The sequence below is a fragment of the Actinoplanes sp. TFC3 genome (assembly GCF_001553785.1).
GTDB lineage: Bacteria > Actinomycetota > Actinomycetes > Mycobacteriales > Micromonosporaceae > Actinoplanes.
In genome coordinates this window covers 3,923,898-3,943,833 of record NZ_LOJP01000001.1, presented here as the reverse complement: position 1 = coordinate 3,943,833, position 19,936 = coordinate 3,923,898, and the positions used below count along the sequence as shown (strand labels likewise).

Genomic DNA, 19,936 nt, shown 5'->3' with positions numbered 1-19,936 from the left:
CAAGTATCAGAAGCAGGTCGAGACCTACCTCAAGCAGCTCGGCGGGTTCGGCACCGTCAAGGTCGACGGCAAGCAGTCGGCCGCTGACTGCTCGGCGATCAAGAAGTTCCAGAGCCGGTACGGCATCAAGCCGGCCGCGGGGCTGGCCGGGCCGACGACGTACAACGTGGCAAAGCGGCTGGCCGGCACCAAGACGTCGGCCTGCAAGGCCAAGCGGTCGGGGCTCACGTTCTGTGTGGACCTGACGCATCAGACCACGTTCGTGATGAAGAACGGCAAGGTCTACCAGAAGCCGACGGTGATCCGTAGCGGCATGAAGGGCTACCGGACGCCGGCCGGCACGTACAAGATCAACAAGCGCACCAAGAAGGAATGGTCGAACCCCTACAAGGTGTGGATGCCGTACTGGCAGCGCTTCGTGGGTGGCATCGGCTTCCACCAGACGACCACGTACCTGCACGACGCGTGGCGGGGCTCGCACGGCTGCGTCAACATGCTGGCGTCGGATGCCAAGGCGTACTACAGCATCGGCAAGATCGGCTCGACCGTGAAGGTGTTCGGACGCCGCCCGGGTACCTGATCGGGCACGTCAGCAGCGGCCCGCCGGTTCTCCGGCGGGCCGTTGTCATGCCGCCAGCGGCTCGTGGGCCAGGCGGGTGTGGATGGTCAGCACGTCGTGCCCGGCGAACGCCCGGATCTCGCCGCCCGCGGTGACCACGCGCAGCCCCTCGCGGCTCAGCATGTACGTGACGTCGGTGAAGCGGCTGACGGTGTCGTCGTGGTGCACCACGGTCAGTTCGTCGGCGTGCATCGGCATGTCGGCCTTCCTTCGGCGGCTACCCAGCGGTAGTACGGATGGGAAAGGGTCGCGGTTCACGCTCGCATGCTCATCGTGCGGGGCGCCGTCACCTACCCGCCAGCGGCCGCGCGGACCATTGACAGCGCCGCTGTATCAGCGCCCATCGTCCGAAACCGATCACTTGAGGATCCGTTCGGCCGAATTTTCTGTCCGACCCCCGGCATACAGTGGCGCTCGTGTCCCGAACCCCCCGGCGCACGCTTGTCCTGCTGACGGCCTGCGCGCTCCTCCCGTCGCTCACCGCCGCGTCCTGCGACGACGAGCCATCCGGCATCACCGTGGGTGCCGCCGCGCGCGGTGACGTCGCCGAGGTCGTCGAGGCATCCGGCGCGGTCACCGCCCGGGCCGCCGCGACCGTCACCGCCCCGGCCGGCGGCACCCTGGAATCGCTGCGCGCCGAGCCCGGCATGAGCGTCCGCAAGGGCCAGGTCGTCGCGATCATCGACTCCCCGGCCGCCCAGCAGCGCCTTGACGCGGCGGCAGCCGCGCTCGACGCCTCCCGCACGCCGGTCGCCACGGGCGGGTTCAGCTCGGCGCGCACCCGCACCGATGCCGAGGCGGACAGGTCCTTCGACGATGCGCGCGAGGCCGCTGACAAGATCACCGACCCGGTGGTCAAGAAGGCGCTGCTCGCCCAGCTCGCCGCGGCCCAGCGGCAATACCGGGCGGCGGCGGACGCGGCGGACGCTGCGGTGGCATCGCTGGAACGCGGCGTGGCCGGCGTGGGCCAGGCCGTCTCGGCGCTGTCCGCGGCCCAGCGGGTGCAGGCCCAGCAGGCATACGACCTGGCCGCCGCGGCAGTCGACGCGCTCACCCTGCGTGCCCCGGTGTCGGGGGTGGTCCAGCTCGGCGGCACCGCGCCGGCTGGTTCGTCCTCGATCGCCGAGGTGCTCAGCAACGCCGGTCCGGCGGCGGCAGCGGCGGCCCCGGCCGGTCCACTGCCCGGGGTGGACCCCGCGATCCCCGAGGGCGGGGCGGTCGGCGCGGGCACCCCGATCCTGACCATCGTCGACACCAGCCGCCTCGGTGTCACCGCGGAGGTGGACGAGACCGACGTGCTGCTGGTCAAGCCCGGCACCACGGGCACCGTCGAGCTGGACGCGGCCGGGGGCGCGTCATACCGGGCCACCGTACGGGCGATCGATCTGTTGCCGACGACCTCGGCTCGCGGCGGGGTTTCGTACCGGGTGCAGCTTGATCTGATCTCGGAGAAGGGACCGGCGCCGCGACCGGGAATGAGCGCCATCGTGCGGTTGCACGTGCGGGAGGCCGACAACGCGGTGACGGTTCCGGCCGGGGCGGTGATCTCCTCGGGCGGGCGTGACACCGTCTGGACCGTGCGGGACGGCAAGGCCGCGCAGGTGCCGGTCACGCTGGGCGTGCAGGGCGAGGACGTCGTCCAGGTGGCTACCGGGCTGACCGCCGGCGACCGGATCGTGGTGTCCGGTACCGATCAGGTCACCGCCGGGCAAGACCTGCGGTGACCGCCGCCATCGTCGCCGACGACATCTCGCGCACCTACGAGCTCGACGGCGTCACCGTGCCGGCCCTGCGCGGGGTGTCACTGAGCGTGGCCGCCGGGGACTACCTGGCCATCGTGGGCACCTCCGGCTCGGGCAAGTCCACGCTGATGCACCTGCTCGGCGGGCTCGACCGGCCCACCGCCGGCACCCTGCTGATCGGCGGACGCGACGTGTCCACGCTGTCGCCGCCCGAGATGGCCCGGCTGCGCAACGAGGTCATCGGCTTCGTCTTCCAGAGCTTCCACCTGCTGCCACGCACCACCGCCCGCGACAATGTCGCCCTGCCGCTGGTCTACCGGGGCACCGGCCGCCGCGAACGCCGCGAACGCGCCGCCGAGCTGCTGGCGCGTGTCGGTCTCGCTCACCGCATCGATCATCGTCCCAACCAGATGTCGGGCGGCGAGCAGCAGCGCGTGGCCATCGCCCGGGCCCTGGTCACCGGCCCGTCGGTGCTGCTGGCCGACGAACCCACCGGCAACCTCGACTCGGCCACCGGCGAATCGGTGCTCACCCTGCTCGAATCGCTGGTCGCCGACGGCGTCGCGATCGTGCTGGTCACCCACGACCGGGACGTGGCAGCCCGCGCGCACCGCCGCATCGAGATGCGCGACGGGCTGATCGTATGAGGGTCGCCGAGGCTTGGCGCGTCGCCCTGGACGCGCTGCGGGCCAACCGGTTGCGCAGCCTGCTGACCATGCTCGGCGTGGTGATCGGGGTGGCCGCCGTGGTCGCGCTGGTCGCCATCGGCACCGGCACCAAACGCCAGATCGAGTCGCAGGTCGAGGGGCTGGGCTCCAACCTGCTGATCGTCGTACCGGGCCGGCTCGAAGCGGGCTCGGCCCCCTCGGTCTCCACGATGTCGCTGGATGACGTCGACGCGGTCAGCCGGGTGGTCGGCGACCGCTCCCGGGTGGCCGTCACCATCGCCTCCGGCGAGACCGCCCGGGCCGGCAGCCGCACCGCGTTCGTCAGCATGCAGGGCGTGCTGGAGACCACCCCCACCGTGTTCGTCCGCCGCCTCGACCGCGGCGCCTACCTGACCCGCTCCGACGTCAGCACCGCCCGCCGCGTCGCCGTGCTGGGCGCCGGAGTCGCCGGCCAGCTGTTCGGCGACCGCGACCCGATCGGCCGGCAGATCACCATCGGCGGCGTCCGCTTCCGGGTCATCGGCACCTTCGAACCGCTCGGGCAGAGCCTCGGCGTGGACCGCGACAGCGAGGTGCACATCCCGGTCACCGCCGCCCAGCGCCTGCTCGGCACCGACCGCATCGACGGACTGGCCATCCGCGCCCCCGACCGCGACCGCATCGACACCCTGGGGGCGGACATCGTCGGCACGCTCACCGAACGCCATCCGGACACCGACTTCAGCGCGGTCACCCAGCAGCAGATCCTCGGCGTGCTCGGCGACATCCTGGGCGTGCTGACCGGCGTGCTGGCCGCCATCGCGGGCATCAGCCTGCTCGTGGGCGGGGTGGGCGTCTCCAACATCATGCTGGTGTCGGTGCGTGAACGTACCCGGGAAATAGGCCTGAGAAAGGCGGTGGGTGCGCGCCCCCGGGACATCGGCGTGCAGTTCCTGCTGGAAGCCGTGCTGCTCACCACCCTGGGCGGCGTCCTCGGCATGGCCCTGGGCATCACCGCGGCCCTGCTTGTCGACCGCCTCTCACCGGTACCGGCCGCTGTCACCTGGTGGTCGCTGGCCCTGGCCTTCGGCGTCTCCGCCGCGGTAGGCATCATTTTCGGCGTCCTCCCCGCCCAACGCGCCGGCCGCCTCGACCCCGTAGTAGCCCTCCGCACCGAATAGCCGCCCGCTTTCCCTTCCCTCGTCTCGCTCACCAGGAAGTCTGCTTTGTCCCGCGAAGTTGTTGTCTCCCGCACGCCGCGCTTCTCGCCCTTCGCCCGCATGCCGCGCTTCTCCCGCACGCCCGGCGGTCCACCGGTACCCGCCCCGCTGATGATCCTCGCGGCCATCGCGTCCGTGCAGATCGGCAGCGCGGTAGCCCGCCACCTGTTCGACGACCTCGGCGCCGCGGGAGTCACCCTCTGGCGTCTCGCTCTCGCCGCGCTCATCCTCGGCGTCGCGTTCCGCCCGGACGTACGCCGCTGGTCGCTCGCCGCGTGGCGGGCCGCCGCCCTGCTCGGCCTCGCCATGGCCGGCATGAACCTGCTGTTCTACCTGGCCCTGCAGACCGTGCCGCTGGGTGTCGGCGTCACCGTGGAGTTCCTCGGGCCGCTGCTGCTGACGCTGGCGCAGACCCGGCGCCTGGCCGACCTGCTGTGGGCGCTGCTCGCGGCCGGGGGAGTGGCGCTGCTCGGGCTCGGCTCCGGCTTCACCGCGCCCATCGGTGGTCTGCTGCTCGCGTTCGCCGCCGGGTTGTGCTGGGCCGGGTACATCTTGGCCAGCGCGCATCTGGGGTCGGTCGTACCCGGCACGGGCGGGCTGGCGGTCGCGCTGGCCGTAGCCGCGCTGCTGGTGCTGCCGTTCGGCGCCTCAGGTGCCTCCGCGGCCTTCGATCATCCCCTGCTGCTGCCCGGCGTTGCGGCAGTGGCGTTGCTGTCTTCCGTCATCTCGTACGGTCTCGAACTCAACGCCCTTCGCCATGTCCCCACCCGCGTGTTCGGCATCCTGATGAGCCTGGAACCGGCGGCCGCCGCCCTCGCCGGCCTGGCGCTGCTGGGTCAGACCCTGGGCCTGCGCGAGGTCAGCGCCCTGGTTCTGGTGAGCGTGGCCAGCTTGGGAGCCACCCTGGTCCGGCGTGCGTAATCCTCACGTCGGCGCGTACGAGGCCGATCTACGGGTGTGTTGTTGAAGGGGCGTCGGCGCGGTCACGAGCTGCGCGACCTGCACGGGGCGTCCCGTGCCGTCGCGTACCTCACGCTGGCCAGCGCCCCCTACGCCGCGATCACCGGTGCGCTGACCCCTGGCATCGGGGTATTCGGGCTGGTCGCGGTGATGGTCACCGCCATCGGCATGGCGGTGGTCGGCACGATCTGCTGGCGCCGTCCCACGTTCTGGCCGCCCACTTTCTGGTACGGGGCTCCGGCGATCGCCTGCACGGTGATCACGCTGTTGAACATCGGCACCGGCGATTCCAGCTCCGGCGCCCAGTTGTTCTTCCTGTGGCCGGTGCTGTACGCCGCCAACTTCCTGGGCCACCGAGCCGTCGCCGTCACCCTGGCGCTGGTGTTCGCCGGTCACGCCGGCGTGGTGTTCTCCCTGCTCGCACCGAGCAAGGCCCTCGCCGACTGGGTGGCGATGACCCTGGCGATGTCGATGACTGCCGTGGTCGTGGCCGGGCTGCGGACCCGCGCGGACCGGCTGCGCGAGGTGCTTGAACGCCAGGCCAACGCCGATGAGCTGACCGGCCTGACGAACCGGCGGTCGCTCACCGAGTCGCTGACCGAGGCGAGCGAGTGGTCCCGCCGTACCGGAAACTGCCTGGCCCTGATCACCGTTGACCTTGACCATTTCAAGGCAATCAATGATACGTACGGTCACGCCGAGGGCGACCGTGCGCTCATGCTGGTGGCCAAGGCGATGAACACGGTCACCGGGGAAGCGGGGATCGCCGCGCGCCTGGGCGGCGACGAGTTCGTGATGCTGCTACGCCTGAGCGCGACGGAGCCGCAGGCACGCCAGGCTGCGATCGAGGTCGCCGAGGCGCTGGTAGCGGTGGTCAGTGCGAGCACCGATTCACCCGGCGGCCCGCCGAGCCTCAGCGTTGGCGTCGCCCTGTTCCCCGCCGATGCGAGCACCGTGGAAGAACTGATCACGGCGTCCGATGCGGCGCTCTACGAGGCGAAAACCTCGGGCCGCAGCCGCATCGCGGTAGCCAAGGGCCGGCAGAACGTTGACCACGTACCGCAAATCAATCGTCTTGTTCCGAATCAGCGCCCTTGACCAGGCCCAGAATCTCCCGGCGCAGGCGGGGATAAGGCCCCCACCCGTCGCGCAGGACATGGATGTAAATGGCTTCCAGAGCCACATCGATGCGCTGAACGAGTTCCTGATCCTCCGGCATTCCAAGCCGGATGGCCCGGGTGAAATGGTCCAAGGCCTCCATGAGCCGGCCCTGATCGTAGGCACTGCGCCCGGCATTTTCATGAACGACGCTGAGCAGTACGTCAGGAGCCCGCGAACTGGCCGCCTCCTCGAAAAGGCGATCGGCCTCCTGGTAATCCCCCCGCAACCGAAGAACATGAGCCAACTCGGCCTGCGCAATAACAACAGCCCGAACATCCCCAGCCGACTCAGCATTCGCCAAAGCCAACCGACTAGCCGCCGCGGCCATCCCCAGCTCATCCAGCAGCCGGTAAACCTCAGCCCGAACACTCAACAACCCAGCCCGAGCCACATTGTCCAGCTCATCGGCCAACGGCCCATCAAGGCGCTCACCCAACTCCCGCAACGCCTCCCGATCATCCCCGATCTCCTTGAGCGTCGCCCCGTCCAACCGCCAGCGGATCGCTGAGAGGTCTTCCTCGTTCAGGGGTTTGCTTTTGGGCTTCTTGGTGGAGGGCCGGGGTGCGGGGGTTGCGCTTTCCGCAGGGGCTGGGCTTTTGGCGGGCTGAACTGTTGTTGCCGGGCTTTTCGCGGTCGTGCCTTCCGCGGTCGGGCTTTTTGCGGTCGGGCTCTCTGCGGTCGGGCTTTTTGCGGAGGCGATCAGGTTGGTGATGTCCAGGTCGAGGATGTTGCCGTGCTCGTCGAACTCCTGGGCGCCGGCTTGTGCTTGCGGACGTACGTCCTGGGTCGGGGCATCGCTGAAATCCTTTGTGCGACTGGCCGGGGCGGCTTCTGCTTTCTCTGGCTGCTCCGGGGTTTGCTGACGCAGGGATGCCGGTGATGGTTCCGCGGCGGCTGCCGGGGGTGCGCCGGGCGCCGTGCCGGGAATTGGGGTTCGCTGAATTTGCTGCTCGGGGGCGGTAGCTGGTGGTTCCCCGGTCGTTGCCGGCCCCGCAGTGGTTACCTGTTCCTCGGTCGTTACCTGTTCCTCGGTCGTTGCTTGGTCCGAGGTGGTGGCTCGGTCCCCGGCGGCGATTGTCTGCGCTGGGGTGGTGGCTTGCTCTTCCCTTACCGGGGTCGCCTGAGCCTGCGCGCCCGGAACGGCGGCTGCGCCCTCAACGTCGCTGCGCGTAGCCGTGCTTTCCTGCGCAGCCGCAGCTACATCCCGGACCGGCGCCTCTGCGCCACTTTCGCCCTTCGAAGGCCCGAACCAGGTAGGTCCAAGATCCGAGTCGGCGTACTTGCGAGGCGCATCCGGCCCCGAAGTCATCAACCGCCCAATCGGCAACGCATTAGCCGCAGGGTTAGGCCCCGGCCGCATGGCCTGCGGCGTGACCGACACCGGCAACGCACTCGACGGCAGAGCCCCGTTCCGCTGCATCTCCCGATTCGCCGCCGCCTGCCGAGCCGCTTCCTCTTGCCGCTGGTTGGCGTCGTGCTGTCGCTCGGCCTCGTGCTGCTGGTCCGCTTCGCGTGCCGCTTCCGCTCGACGTACCTCTTCGGCGCGCTGCTGTTCGTCCGCGCGCCTTTGTTCGTCCGCGCGCTGCTTCTGCTCTGCGAGGCGGGCGTCTTCCGCCTGGCGCGCCATCTCCGCTTGCCGTGCTTCTGCCACCTGCCGCGCCGCCTCGGCTTGGCGCGCGGCGTCGGCCTGACGGGCCGCCTCGGCCTGGCGTTCGGCTTCGGCCTGGCGTTCGGCTTCAGCTTTTTGCTGCGCGGCGTGAGCGATCCGAGCGGCCTCAGCTTGCTGGGCGGCTTCGGCGTGACGTGCGGCCTCGGCTTGGCGTTCGGCTCGCTGCCTGCGTGCAGCGTCGGCCTCGCGTTCGGCCTGCGCCTGACGCAGCAACCCCTCCGCCTGCCGGCTCGACTCCTCAGCCTGCCGCGCCTGCTGAGCTGCCTCCGCAGCCTGCCGCCGCGCAGCTTCCTGATCCTCGGCGTTCTGACGTGCCTCTTCAGCCCGACGAGCTTGCTCAGCCCGCTGCGCTTCTTCAGCGCGTCGCACTTCCTCAGCGCGTCGCGCCTCTTCCGAGCGCCGCGCCTCTTCCGCCCGCCGCGCTTCTTCAGCGCGCCGGCCCTCTTCCGCCCGCCGTGCTTCTTCAGCGCGACGAGCCTCCTCGGCCTGCCGCGCCTCCTCGGCCTGCCGCGCAACCTGAGCGTGCCGCGCAACCTGAGCGTGCCGCGCCGCCTCAGCTTGCCGCGCCGCTTCAGCTTGCCGGGCCGCTTCAGCTTGCCGCGCTGCCTGAGCTTGCCGCGCCGCCTCAGTCTGCCGGGCCGCCTCTTCCGCCTGCCGTACCGCATCACCGCGCCGGACGTCAGGGCCAACCCCAACCCCCTGCTCCCGCGTCCCGCCAGGCACCTGAACACTGCCCGCGCGAGACATCGGTAGCGTTCGTTCCTCGCCGGCCGGCTGGTTCACGACTGGAGCGCCGCTCGTAGGCGTGCGCAGGCCAGCACCGCTGGTCGGACGGTCGCCCGGGGCGCCGCTGGTGGGGGCAATTCGGGTGGGGCGATGATCCGGCAGCGGTACCGGAGATGGTTCGCCGGTCGACAGGATCATTGCCGTGCGGGGCCCGCCTGCGATGGGCCGCTCGGCTGTGCCGGTGCGCTGCCAGTCGTCGGACTCCTGGTCGTTCCAGGGGGTGAACGCCGCGGGCGCTTGCGGGTTCTGCGGTACGGCGCCCGTCGCCGGGCGTCGAACCGGCGGGGGAACCGTCGGCGGCGTGGGCGGCGGCATGGCCGGGGAGATCGGCGCCTGCTGAGGTGCCCGCCTCGGCCTGGGTGGGGCGCCGGCTGCTTGATCGTTCGGGGAATTGATCGGTACGGCCTGACGACCCGTCACCTGCCCGGCCGAAATCGGCGGCACACCGGAACCGGCCTGCGGCACGGCAGCCCGGCCCGGTGCCGGGCGCTGCGGTGCGTCCGCGCGGTTCGAGGGGCTTGGGCCTGCGGCCGGACTGACCGGTAAACCTTCGAGTGCCGCGTAGGCGTCGGTCGCCGGGTAGGCGGCGGCCTGAGGAGGTTCGGGTGCGGAGTAGGAGTCCGTCGCTGCGTAGGCGGCGGCTTGAGGCGGTGTCGAGTACGGCGAGGATCCGGCGTGTGGTGACGAATAGTCAGGAGTTGCGCTTTGGGGCGTACCCGAAACCGGACGTTGCCCTTGATCGTGGGCTGCGGGGTTGGCGACCCGGGGCGGAGGCGGCGTGACGACGCGCGGCTTGGCAGGCGCCTCGGTCTTGATGACGCGGGGCGCCGGCGCCGGCGTGGCCTTGCTGATGATCTTGGGAGCGGACGGCGGGGCGGCACGGCTGACGACCCGGGGACCCTCGGCGTCGGGCTCGGCCTCGGGCGGCGCCGGGGGAGCGGTCTGCTGCCTGGCCGCTGGGGGACGGTACGGCGCGTGGTCGTCCGGCCACTCTTCGGCTGCGGTGCCGGCCATGTCCGGCGGGACTGCGCCTTCCGCGTCGGGTTGGAAGGCGGCTGGGTCGGGATGGCGCTGACTGGCGGGGTGGAGATGATCGCCAAGGTGACGCTGGTCGCTGGGGTGGCGCTGGTCGCCGGGGTGGAACGCGGCGGGGTTGGTGCGGCGGCGGTCCTCGTGCTGCAACGAGTCGGCCGGGCTGACGGAGTCCGGGGTGCTGAAGGAGCCGGCGGCTTGGAAGGGGGGCGCGCCGTGGAAAGCGTTCGGGTCGTGGAAGGCGTTCGGGTCGTGGAAGGCGTTGGCGTCGTTGAAGGCGTTCGCGTCGTCGAACGAGGTGAAGTCGTCATGTGGTGCCGCAGTGTCGTTGGCGAAGAGACTGTCAGTGCCGAATTCGGACGTCGCGGGGTCTTCGAGCGACGTGTGACCAGCGAAGGTCTCACCAGCAAAGCGATCGTCTCGGTGCTGATAGGCGTTCGGCCTGCTACGCCCGACGGACGCCGGCCCACCGTCGAACACCGCTGGTCCGCCGTCGAAAGCGACCGGACCGCCATCGAAGGTCCCCGGCCTGCTGTCGAACGCTGCGGGTTCGTCGCGCGGCGGCTCGTTGCGGCGTACCTGCGCACGACCAGCGGTTTCGCCATGCGAAGCAGCCGGCCGCGAAGGATCGGTCCCGCCACCGAAGGCCGCCGGAACTGCCGGCGCCTGCCCGGGCCGTGCAGCCTGCACTTGCCCGGACCGCGCAGCCGGTGTTTGAGCGGACCGAGCCGCCGGCGCGTCACCATGCCCAGGCGTCTGCCGAGGCAGAGGGGCGTGATCGGGTCGAGGTGCTTGGTTTGGCCGGGGTGCTTGACCAGGATGAGGTGCTTGATCAGGTCGAGGGATCCGACCGGGCCGCGCCGCAGGACCCTCGGGCCGCTGCGCCGGGCCTTCGGGCTGCGCCCTCGGGCCGTGAGGCCGCGCGATCGGTTCGTCCCGCTTGAAGAACCGTCGCTTCTCCCGCGGCACTTCCTCCTCGGCCGGCGGCGTCACCCGGGCGCGGCCAGCAGCGGCCGGTGACTCCGGGGGCTTTTTGCGGCCGCGGCGGGGGGCCGGTTCCTCGTCGGTCGGGTCGCCGTCCCAGAAAGAGGACGTTTCGATGCGGCGGGCTCGTTCGACGGCGGTGTACTTGCGCTGGGTTTCCCAGTCGTCGGCGTCGAACTCGCGGTCGTCGTACTCGAGTTCGTCGAAGTCGAGGCTGCGGATGGAGTAGCCGTCGCGGCCGTACTCTATTTCGGGTACCTCGGCGTCGAGGTCGGCCGCCTCGAAGCCCGGGTCGTCGAGCCAGCTGGGGCGGTCGCCATCGAACGCTTGCTTCACTTGCTCGTCTCGTTGAGGTGACCTTGGGTGACCGTTTTGCCGGCGGCGACGCCGTTCGGCGAGTTCGTCCGGGGGAGTTGGATCGGGAGCTTCGGACGTACCGGAAATGGCCGGGGAATTGTCGAAGTCTTGTTCTTCAACATAGGTAGCGCGGCGCGTTTCCGCAGGCCGGCGCACTTCGGGTCCCCAGCGGGAGAAGACGGCGGCGTCTGCGTAAGGATCACGGGCCGTAGCGGTGGCCTCGGTGTTGCGTGCGGGACGCTTCTTGTCGTCGTACTCGGATTCCCAGTACTCGTCGTCCTCGTAGCTCATCGGGCGACCCCGCCGCGACGCGTTACCGCAATGCGGACGCATGGTCGCGGAACTGCCGAGCCGGCCCCTTGCCGCATCCGTGTCCCCCGTCCTCGCGCCCGTTCCCCCCGCACGCGCGTCGGGCACCCTTCCGCGCGGCTGAGTTGGAAGGTTAACCACGGATTTGCGTACGGCGCTACCGCCCGCGCAACCCCGCCACCCGAGCCGAGGATGCCGCACATCCCCGTCCCGCCCGGCGTCGCGGCCCACCGGGAATGGTCCGTCGACGCACAGTACGGACGCGCACGCCCAGCGGTTCATTTCCCGCGCGGCGATGATCGTACAGGCGTCCGTCCTGAACGGAGAGTGACGTCCCCCACGCCCCATCCATGATCGCGCTCCCACAATTCCGTCCGGTAACCGACACCACGAATTAAGACCCGCTTAAAAGACCCACAGATCCACCATTCCCGTACGATCACAGCGCCGCATTTCCCCACCACTCACCGTCACCGTGGTGAGCACCACGTCCCCGGTTCGCGGATCATGGCCCTTCGGGTGGCACCGTTGAGGAGGTGGCCGGCGGAGGCTTGGGTCCGTGACGCAGCGGCTTGAGTCCGTGAGCTGACGGCTTGAGGTTGCGGGCCACCGCATCAAGACATGGGCCGGCCGGTCCCGCAATGGCCGGCCCGAACCCCCGGCGCGCGCTGACCGCCCCCCGTTGAGCGCCGCCGGGGTTCAAACGGTGGCGGGTGCACCCGCCACCGTTTCCGCCCGCTCCTCCAGCGGGCACCGACGACCGCCCCGGTCCCGATCGCCATGATCGCGCCCGGGGCGGTCGCGCCCAACCCCAGTCCGGCGCGCCTACTTCGCTGATACGTCGCCGTGCGCGCTACCCGCGACAGGCTCGCGTTCCTTGGCGTGCCGGTTACAGGCGGCCGTCTTGTGTGAAGTGTCCTACTGAGGCGGGGAGGACCAGGCCCGAGTCGGCGATGGCGTGCAGGAGCATGGCGAGTTCGGTTCGGGTGAGGTCGCCGGGGATCTCGGGTTCGCGGTGGGCAATGTCGAGGGCGCGGGCTGTTTCTGTGGCACGGACGGCGATGGCTGCCTCGATTGACCAGAGGCGGTGGGCCCGCATGGCGAGGTGGGCCGAGCGGGTCAGGTCGTCGTGCAGGGCCAGCAGGCGGCGCAGGTCGGCGGCGAGGCGCTCGATCGGCGGGCCGAGAGGCTGCGGATGGTTCTTCTCGGATCGCTTCTCCCAGATGCGGCTCACCGTCGCGCACACCTTGGGCGCATAGACGACGGCCGCGCCGACCAGCGTCGGCGTCACCGAGATGATCGCCAGTTTTCCGACATCGAGCATGCTCACAGCGCGCTCCTTCAGCCCGCGCGGTACCTGCACCTCCGACCATCCGCTGCACCACAACCTCCGTCAAGCCGCTTTTATGCGATCCGCCCAGTTCTGAACCTTTCCTTACTTTCGAACCTTTCCTCGCATGGATCCGGGACACTCGCATGGATCCGGGTCAGCCGCTCCAGCCCAAGCCGCCTCCCTCGCCCCAGCGGTCAGCGAACCCGGCCCCTGGGCACCAGCCTGGTGATCGGCATCGGCGGGGCCGGAATGCGGACGCCGTCGTAGCCCTCAACCTCCCCGAACTCTCCTTCTCCGGCACCGTCGGCTGTGGCTTCCCAAGCTGCTCGGGCGGCGGCCACCTCCTCGTGATCTCGGGCGACGAAGTTCCACCACATGACGACCTTCTCGTCAAACGGTTCCCCGCCCAGCAGTAACAGCTTGGCTGGATCGCCAGTGGTGAGTGTCAGCGCCGACCGGCCGGTGCCCAGGTAGAGCAGCGGACCCGGTTTGACCTCGGTGTCTGCCACCGTGGCGGTGCCGTCGAGGGCGAGGACTGCGTATTCGTGCTCCGGACGTACCGGAACAGTGGTCCTTGTCTGTGCCGCCAGCGTGATCTCGGCGCCCAGCAGCGGGGTGTGGCAAACGGCCGGCGACGTCGCGCCCGCGAGCGTGCCCATCAGGACGGTCGCGGTCATGCCGCCCTCGGTGACCACCGGCAGATCGGCGTGGTGGGCGAACGCCGGCGGCATGTGCCGGTCGGACTCCGGCAGGGCCACCCACAGCTGAACCCCTTGCAAGGTGGGGCTGTGCTCGGCCGGCGTTTCCTCGGAGTGGGAGATGCCACTGCCCGCGGTCATGATGGTGAGCTGGCCGGGCCGGATGTCCTGCAGGCTGCCGAGGCTGTCGCGGTGCAGCACCTCGCCCTGCAGCAGCCAGGTCACGGTCTGCAAGCCGATGTGGGGATGCGGGCCGACGCGCATGCCGGGGCCGGTGGTGACGTCGTGCGGACCGTAGGCGTCCAGAAAGCACCATGCGCCAACCATGCGACGGTGCTTGTTGGGCAGCGTTCGGACGACCTCCATGCCACGCGGGCCGCCCAGCGCGACCGGAGCTCCTTCGAGGATCTCGACGGTGCCGGTGGATTGCGGAGTGCTCATGGGCAAGGACGCTACCCCTGGGGTGTGACATTTCCGTGCCGTCCAACCCGGACCCTGAGGTGGTGGCGAGCATCATGCCGAGCCTCTGACCTGCCCTGATGGAGAATCTCGCAGCTCAGGCGGACGCCGTCGGCGCTGACGCCACCCGGCCGCCCGCAGTACGGTGGCCGGACTCGCAGCCGAGGAGGTCGATTGTGCTGATCCGCCGCTTTCTTTCCCTGTTGCTCACCGTGGCGCTCGCCGGATGCGGAGCCGACAAAGAACCGCAACCAACTGCTGCGCCCACGTCCCCTTCCGCCGCACCAACCGTGGCGCCTCCCGCGCCCGCGCCGACGCCCCCGGCCGCCGCTCAGCAGCTACCGCAAGGCGGCACCAAGGTGTTCCCCACCTATCGCGTGGTGGCCTACTACGGCACTCCGGGGACCGGCACGCTGGGAGTGCTGGGTGAGGGCGATCCGAGCAAGATGCTGCCCAAGCTGCGAGCCGCCGCGAAGCCCTTCGCCGGCGACCGTAAGGTCCAGCCCGCCTACGAGTTGATCGCCAGCGTGGCCCAGGCGGGTCCGGGCCGCGATGGCGACTACAGCCAGATGATCGGCATGGACAAGATCCAGCAGTACGTCGACCAGGCCAAACGCAACAAGGTCATGGTGATCCTCGACCTGCAGCCGGGCCGGGGTGACTTTCTTCCTCAGGCCAAACAACTCGAGCGGTTCCTGCTGGAGCCCCACGTCGGCCTGGCGCTCGATCCGGAGTGGCGCATGCCCAAGGGCAAGGTGCCCGGCAAGACCATCGGCACCGTGCAGGCATCCGAGGTCAACCGGGTTTCGGACTACGTGTCGGGGCTGGTCGAGCAGCACAACCTGCCCGAGAAGCTGTTCGTGCTGCACCAGTTCCGCGCGTCGATGATGCCGGACATCGCCAGCATCGAGAAGCGACCCGGCCTGGCGATGGTGCAGCACGTCGACGGGTTCGGCACCCGATCCGAGAAGAACGCCACCTGGGACCGGTTGCGTCGTCCGCAGCAGTTCCACCTGGGCTACAAGCTGTTCTACGACGAGGACATCAAGCGCTACAGCGCCGAGGACCTGCTGAAGTTCAAGAACGTGCCGGAGCTGGTCAGCTTCCAGTAGAGCCGGCCCGGCAATCGGCAGGACAGCCCGCGCCACGCGGGCAAGCGCGGGCTGTCCGGAAAGGATTACTCGAAGAACTTGATGCTGTAGCCGGTGTTCGTGGTCGAGCCGGGAACGTTCGCGCGGCTGTAGGTGATGGCGCCCCACCACATGAACGAGCCGGTGTACCAGTAGCGGTTCGACCAGGCGTACGGCGTGCCCTTCGCGACCGCGTGGAACATCAGCGGGAAGCTCGAGCCGGCCGGCGGGCTGGTGTTGATGTCGCCGTTGAGCAGGACGAACGAGTGGTGGCCCGGGCCGTTGACGTACAGGGTCGGGTCCCAGCCGGCCATCATGGTGCTGCGGTTCGAGCCGAACAGGCATCCGTTGGACTTGTACCAGTCCCACACGTACATGGGGTCACCGCCGGCTCGCAGGCGCAGGTCAGCGATGCAGTACTGCTCGCTCCAGCTACCGTTGGCCGAGTACGTCACGTGCAGTTGGCCGTTGGGGTCCTTGATGGCCTCGGGAGCCTCGTTGATGAACGGGTTCCCGACGACTCGTTCCCAGGACTCGCGGGGCTGGGAGATGACGGCCCGGCTGCCCGTCGCGGTGGTGGGGCTGGTCATCTTGGCGATGTACAGGTTCTGCTCGACGTTGGTGGTGCCCGCCCAGCCGGACCACACGAAGTAGCGCTGGCCGTTGAACACGAACATCGTGCCGTCGATCGCCCAGCGGTCATCGGGCAGGTTGAGCTTGGTGGCACCGCCGTAACCACTGTCCGCGGTTGCCGAGCTGATCACGTACATGCGGTGGTTCGCGCCGGCGCCCATCGTGAAATAGATGTAGTAGCGTCCGCCGTCATAGTGGATCTCCGGCGCCCAGACCTCGCCGAGTCGCTGGGAATCGGTGAAGACGGTGCGAGCGGCGGCCGTTGCGAGCCCGGCCGGGGACGACGCCTGCCGTACGGCGATGCCGTTGTCGCCCACGGACTGAACACCGACGTACGTACCACCGACGCGCAACACGCTGGGATCGGCGGCACGCAACGAGGTCTGCGCCGCATCGGCACTTTCGGCAGTGGTAACAATGTGGACGGTGGTGCCGAGCAAACCGGCAACGAGGAGAGCGGCGAGGCCGGCAAACCGGCGGGAAATCTTCATGATCACGACCCACGGGATCAGCCGCCGATTTTGACGCGCCGGTGGTGGAGGGCGGGGGGAGGGCGTCCGGACAGGGATGCCGCAGGCGGGCACGTTGGGGAAGCACCCCTGACGTCAGCAGCATCAGCCCCGGCGATCAGCGATGTCAATGCATCCTGTTGATTTCGGGCGCCGAAAGATCACTGCAATGTGAACGGGCACGCGGGGCTGAGGGCGGCGCGGGGTGGCCGGGGGTTCGCATAGTGCTGTCCGATCGGCCCCTTCACGGGCGACGGTTGGTCCGAACACCGCGGATTTCATCGACGGGGACAGCCGGGTCAGGTAGGACGAGTAGTGGAAGCGAAACATACCGTGACGCCCGGGGCGAGCCGGATGGTCACGGCATTCCCTACGATGGGCGTAGGGACCGGCCGGGGGTAGTTGCGGTACCCCCGGCCGGTTCCGCATGCCCGCGCGCCGGCGAGGAGCGAACTCGGCCCCTACCGGGACGCCCCCAGGCTCGCCGACCCGAGAACCTTCGTGATGGCCACCTCGATGACAACGCGCTGCGGGTTCGGGCGCGGCTGCCGGTAGCGGTCTGCGTACCTCTGCTCCGCGTCGGCTACGGCGCCGGGGTCGTTGCGGATCACCGCTTTGCCTTCGATGGTGCACCAGCGGGGGCCGTCGACCTGGCAGATTGCTACGCGGCCGTCGCCGTTGAGGATGTGGCGGACCTTGGCCGACGTGCTCGACGAGATCACCCTGAGGATGGCTGTTCCGGCGTCCACTGTTGCCCCCACCGGGGATACGTGCGGGGAGCCGTCGGCCCGGAGGGTTGTCAGGGTGGTCAGGTGGCGCTCGGTCCAGAACTCGATGACCGCCGGTGTGGTGAGGTCAAGCTTGCCGCTCATGCTGGCCTTTCCAAGAGGTGACTGAACATCAAGCGGTGACCGCCGGCAGCACTCCCGTGCGGACGGCCTCCACCAGTTGCTGGTGGTCGGCTTCCACCTGGTCGGCGTACGCGCGGGCGAACCGGCTCAACATCTCGTCCAGTTTGTCGCTGCCGCCGACGTACCCGGCGATCATGGACGCGCCGCTGGTCCGGGCGTGGCTCTTGGCGAGCAGGTAGCCGCAGATGCCGGCGTAGTCCTGCAGGGCCGAGGCGTTGATGTCCTCGACCACGATAGCGCCCTTCATGTCACGGAACTGGCGCACGTAGTACTGCAGATCTCCGACAGTGGTCCACCCCAGCAGTGGGTCGCTGACCGTCTGCAGCGCCTGCTGGTACTCCACCACCCGCTGACCCTGGTGCCGGTGCCAAGCCGCGGCGCCGTGCTGGTGTTTGGCGATCACCGAGCGGCGGGCCTGCTTGAGCTGCAGGAACACCACGTCATCGGGCGTGCTTCCCTCGCACAGCGCCACGTACGCCCGCAGCCCCACCGACCCGACACCGACCACCTTGTGCGCAATGTCGACGATCCGGTACCCGGCCAGGATTCGCGCCCAGTGCGGGGGCAGCGTGTTGAGGTAGCCGTCCAGCGCCTCGGCCAGTTGTTCCTGTTCCTCCTCGCTGGGGCGGGTGATCAGGGGTGGCTCCTGCACCAGCCGGGCTGTGCCGTCGCGTTGCTCGGTGAAGCGGGGGAGCGCGCGGTCGCTGGTGCGGCGGCGGGCGCGGCGGGCGGCGCGTTCGATTTCTTCCTTGAAGCTTGCCTTGCTTGCCGCCTTGCGCATGTCGTCGACGTCCACGGTGTCGAACGAGCGGGCCAGCAGCGGCTGCTCGGCCAGGTGCCCGATCTGATCCCGGTATTCGTGCACGCAGTGGTGCACCGCGTCGGCGCAGTCGGTCTCGCGGAAACCGTTTTGCCGGCCTGCCACATACACGCTGGTGACCAGGCGGCGCAGGTCCCATTCCCAGGCCCCGGGGTGCGCCTCGTCGAAGTCGTTGAGGTCGAACACGAGCTCGCGTTCGGGTGAGGCGTAGAACCCGAAGTTGCCCAGGTGCGCGTCGCCGCAGATAACCGGCGTGATTCCCGTGTGCGCCAAGGTCGCGAAGTCGTCGGCCATGAGGTTCGCCGAGCCGCGCAGGAACGCGTACGGCGAAGCCACCATCCGCCCCACCCGCACCGGGATCAGCCAGTCCAGCCGTCCCCGATGAGCCTCGACGAGCTGCTCGATCGGGTCGGTGCGATCCGATGCGCACATCCAGTTGGCCAGATCGGAGCGGGGCGAGCGCTCGCGCAGCGACCGGCCCAGCTCGTAGCGTTCGGCGCGGGGCCGGGCGGGGCGGCGCAGCGAGGTGAAGCCCTCCTCGCGCCCCCCGGCCAGCACGACATGGCCGCTCGGCGGCTCGGGCAGCGGGCTCTCGTCCATCACTGCTGAGCGTACTTATCCGGCGCCTGTCCGGTGCGCCCGGGCGTTGACGCCGTTCTTGTGATCGCTAACAATACGCGCAGGGTTCGGGTGCCGGGACGCACACGCGGTCCATCGGCGGCCGGGCGTTCGGCGCTACGATGCGGCGACCGTGCGGTGACGTGCGGTCGGGACCGGGGACGAGGTGCGGCTATGGACGTCAGATCGGTCCGCAGTCCCGCCATGACCGATGTCGCGAAGCTGGCGGGCGTGTCGCACCAGACCGTGTCGCGCGTGCTCAACGACCATCCCAACGTCCGGGAGCAGACCCGTTTACGGGTACGAGCAGCCATCGCCGAACTTGGCTACCGCCCCAACCGCGCCGCCCGCGCCCTGGTCACCGGTCGCTCCCAGTTGATCGGTATCGTCGCCCAGAACACCACCCTGTACGGCCCCGCCTCGCTGCTGGCCGCGTTCGAGCAAGCCGCCGCCGAAGCCGGGTTCGCGGTCAGCGTCGGCAGTGTCAACCGCCTGGACCGCGAGTCCATCGCCGGGGCCGTGGACCGCCACCTCGACCAGCGCGTCGCCGGGCTGGTCGTGATCGCGCCGGTCGCCTCGGCCGACGACGCGCTGGAGGGCATGCCCGAGGACGTCCCGCTGGTGACCATCGACGGCGACCCGGCTCGCTCGCAGGCCCTGGTCACCGTTGACCAGGCGGCCGGGGCGCGCTTGGCGACGCAACGGTTACTGGGCGCCGGGCACCGTACGGTATGGCATGTCTCCGGTCCTCCCGATTGGTACGACGCGGCCGGGCGCATCGAGGGCTGGCGGTCCGCGTTGCAGGCCGCCGGCGCCGAGATCCCGCCAATGGTCGCAGGGCAGTGGTCCCCGTCCTCCGGCTACGACGCCGGGCGGATGCTCGCGCGCATGCCCGAGGTCACCGCCATCTTCACCGCGAACGATGCCCAGGCGCTCGGGTTGCTGCGCGCGCTGAACGAACGCGGTCTGCGCGTGCCTGCCGACGTGAGCGTGATCGGCTTCGACGACGTGCCCGAGGCGGCGTACTACATCCCGCCGCTGACCACCGTGCGGCAATCGTTCCACGAGGTCGCCCACGCCGGGCTGGAGTTGTTGCTGCAGCAGATCTCCGGCAGCGCCACCGAGGGCGAGCAGGTCGTCATCGCACCGACCCTGGTCGAACGCGCCAGCGTCGCCGAACCGCGCGCCTGACGAACGAACCACACGCAGAGAGCCGGAGAACCCGGGCATTTCGCTGACATTGCCAGTTTGTTGCCGCCGACCGGTTGACACTCCAATTGTTAGCGCTCACACTCGGAGCCACGCCGCCCGGCGTGTGTCCTGTGACACGCCGGATCCC

The 19,936-nt window shown here is 69.7% G+C and carries 16 protein-coding genes and 1 pseudogene; 10 read left to right on the top strand and 7 right to left on the bottom strand.

Going from position 1 to position 19,936, the window contains the following annotated elements:
- The coding region (locus TFC3_RS17760; protein ID WP_067501054.1) for a L,D-transpeptidase family protein at positions 1-580 on the top strand (580 nt) is incomplete at its 5' end.
- A gap of 45 nt (positions 581-625) precedes the next feature.
- On the opposite strand, the gene TFC3_RS17755 is transcribed toward TFC3_RS17760, so the two are convergent.
- On the bottom strand, positions 626-817 hold the full coding sequence (locus tag TFC3_RS17755; RefSeq protein ID WP_067501052.1) for a hypothetical protein: 192 nt from the start codon (positions 815-817) through the stop codon (positions 626-628).
- Positions 818-1,035: 218 nt separating this feature from the next.
- Between TFC3_RS17755 and TFC3_RS17750 the strand changes: the two genes are divergently transcribed.
- From TFC3_RS17750 to TFC3_RS17730, 5 genes and pseudogenes are all read left to right on the top strand, one after another.
- Positions 1,036-2,343 (top strand): efflux RND transporter periplasmic adaptor subunit, encoded by a 1,308-nt coding sequence (locus tag TFC3_RS17750; RefSeq protein WP_067506967.1) that lies wholly within the window; start codon positions 1,036-1,038, stop codon positions 2,341-2,343.
- Positions 2,340-3,005, top strand: a pseudogene (locus tag TFC3_RS17745) (ABC transporter ATP-binding protein); the annotation flags it as partial. The gene TFC3_RS17750 and the pseudogene TFC3_RS17745, both read left to right, overlap by 4 nt.
- A complete protein-coding gene (locus TFC3_RS17740) occupies positions 3,005-4,189 on the top strand; it encodes an ABC transporter permease (protein WP_067501048.1) in 1,185 nt (394 codons plus the stop codon). The pseudogene TFC3_RS17745 and the gene TFC3_RS17740, both read left to right, overlap by 1 nt.
- Before the next feature lie 45 nt (positions 4,190-4,234).
- Complete coding sequence (locus TFC3_RS17735) at positions 4,235-5,149, top strand: DMT family transporter (protein ID WP_236718180.1); 915 nt, start codon at positions 4,235-4,237, stop codon at positions 5,147-5,149.
- 42 nt (positions 5,150-5,191) lie between these two features.
- On the top strand, positions 5,192-6,286 hold the full coding sequence (locus TFC3_RS17730; protein WP_067506963.1) for a GGDEF domain-containing protein: 1,095 nt from the start codon (positions 5,192-5,194) through the stop codon (positions 6,284-6,286).
- On the opposite strand, the gene TFC3_RS37125 is transcribed toward TFC3_RS17730, so the two are convergent.
- Positions 6,255-7,736 carry a hypothetical protein gene (locus TFC3_RS37125; protein WP_153040275.1) on the bottom strand — a complete coding sequence of 494 codons (1,482 nt, stop codon included), beginning with the start codon at positions 7,734-7,736 and terminating at the stop codon, positions 6,255-6,257. The genes TFC3_RS17730 and TFC3_RS37125 overlap by 32 nt on opposite strands.
- A gap of 87 nt (positions 7,737-7,823) precedes the next feature.
- Between TFC3_RS37125 and TFC3_RS17720 the strand changes: the two genes are divergently transcribed.
- Positions 7,824-8,771 (top strand): hypothetical protein, encoded by a 948-nt coding sequence (locus tag TFC3_RS17720; RefSeq protein WP_153040274.1) that lies wholly within the window; start codon positions 7,824-7,826, stop codon positions 8,769-8,771.
- Positions 8,772-8,946: 175 nt separating this feature from the next.
- Positions 8,947-9,144 carry a hypothetical protein gene (locus TFC3_RS17715; protein ID WP_153040273.1) on the top strand — a complete coding sequence of 66 codons (198 nt, stop codon included), beginning with the start codon at positions 8,947-8,949 and terminating at the stop codon, positions 9,142-9,144.
- 3,231 nt (positions 9,145-12,375) lie between these two features.
- Here TFC3_RS17715 and TFC3_RS17705 read toward each other — a convergent pair.
- Both TFC3_RS17705 and TFC3_RS17700 read right to left on the bottom strand, forming a co-directional pair.
- Complete coding sequence (locus tag TFC3_RS17705; protein ID WP_236718405.1) at positions 12,376-12,810, bottom strand: hypothetical protein; 435 nt, start codon at positions 12,808-12,810, stop codon at positions 12,376-12,378.
- A gap of 203 nt (positions 12,811-13,013) precedes the next feature.
- Positions 13,014-13,958, bottom strand: coding sequence for a pirin family protein (locus tag TFC3_RS17700; protein WP_067501038.1), 945 nt, complete (start codon positions 13,956-13,958; stop codon positions 13,014-13,016).
- 194 nt (positions 13,959-14,152) lie between these two features.
- On the opposite strand from TFC3_RS17700, the gene TFC3_RS17695 reads away from it, so the two are divergent.
- The gene (locus TFC3_RS17695; protein ID WP_082772123.1) at positions 14,153-15,088 is read left to right on the top strand and encodes a hypothetical protein; all 936 of its coding nucleotides are present in this window, start codon (positions 14,153-14,155) and stop codon (positions 15,086-15,088) included.
- Positions 15,089-15,153: 65 nt separating this feature from the next.
- Here TFC3_RS17695 and TFC3_RS17690 read toward each other — a convergent pair whose 3' ends face one another.
- The 3 genes from TFC3_RS17690 to TFC3_RS17680 all read right to left on the bottom strand — a co-directional run bounded on the left by TFC3_RS17690 (position 15,154) and on the right by TFC3_RS17680 (position 18,579).
- Entirely contained in the window at positions 15,154-16,230 is a 1,077-nt protein-coding gene (locus TFC3_RS17690) for a glycoside hydrolase family 43 protein (protein WP_067506954.1), read from the bottom strand.
- Positions 16,231-16,709: 479 nt separating this feature from the next.
- Complete coding sequence (locus TFC3_RS17685) at positions 16,710-17,120, bottom strand: PPOX class F420-dependent oxidoreductase (RefSeq protein ID WP_067501037.1); 411 nt, start codon at positions 17,118-17,120, stop codon at positions 16,710-16,712.
- Positions 17,121-17,148: 28 nt separating this feature from the next.
- Complete coding sequence (locus TFC3_RS17680; protein ID WP_067501035.1) at positions 17,149-18,579, bottom strand: DUF2252 domain-containing protein; 1,431 nt, start codon at positions 18,577-18,579, stop codon at positions 17,149-17,151.
- Positions 18,580-18,771: 192 nt separating this feature from the next.
- On the opposite strand from TFC3_RS17680, the gene TFC3_RS17675 reads away from it, so the two are divergent.
- Positions 18,772-19,788, top strand: coding sequence for a LacI family DNA-binding transcriptional regulator (locus TFC3_RS17675; protein ID WP_067501033.1), 1,017 nt, complete (start codon positions 18,772-18,774; stop codon positions 19,786-19,788).
- Positions 19,789-19,936: the final 148 nt, after the last annotated feature.